General features: G+C 70.2%; 1 protein-coding gene. It reads left to right on the forward strand.

What is annotated here, in order from left to right; genetic code table 11:
• Nucleotides 1-383, forward strand: a 383-nt coding sequence (locus RNC47_RS36100; RefSeq protein WP_449657369.1) for a hypothetical protein, incomplete at its 5' end; no start/stop codon positions are given.
• Nucleotides 384-665 lie beyond the last annotated feature (282 nt).

The following is a 665-nucleotide window of genomic DNA, read 5'->3' on the forward strand; positions in this document are numbered from 1 at the left end:
GCACCGCGGTAGGCGGGGTGGTCTATGCCGCCGAACTCGTGGTGCTCACCGTGGTGGCGATTCCGGTGCTGTTCAGCCAGTGGTCGAGCCTGCACAAGGACCGCGACCCGGCAACCGTGCGCTATTCGAACCCGCTCATCCTGGGCTACGCCGCGGTGTATCTGGCCGTCATGACGGTCCTGTGGCTGACGGCCCTGCCGGCCTACTTCGGCGCCGTCGACGGTGTCACCTCCAACGGTGATCCGATCGGTAGCCTCGCCTACGCGGTGATCTGCGTGCTCATCGCTGGATTGTCGATCGCCGCGGCCGCTACCGCGAACCCTGCTGACCAGCAGCAACGGCCCGATGCGGTAGCGCCGGAACTGGCGGGCGAGCGGGAATGAGAAGCGAACCCACAGGCGCGCCACCCGGCTGACCGCGTGGGTGATGGGGCAGAATTGCGGGGGTGCCGACACCGCCGCAACGCCCCGGTGAGCCCGGCCGGCGAGATATACAAGGTCGCGGCCCTGTGCCGCCGCCCGACCCGGCCACCCGGCGGCTGCCCCGACCAGGACGGCCCGAGGCGCCGACGGAACAGATCCGGGCCCGCTATCAGCCGCGGGAGGCCGCGACCGAGAAGTTCAGGCCCCCGGAGGCCGCGACCGAGAGAATCGTGCAGAACCGTC

This window comes from Streptomyces millisiae, assembly GCF_031845425.1.
Classification (GTDB): Bacteria; Actinomycetota; Actinomycetes; order Streptomycetales; family Streptomycetaceae; genus Streptomyces; species Streptomyces millisiae.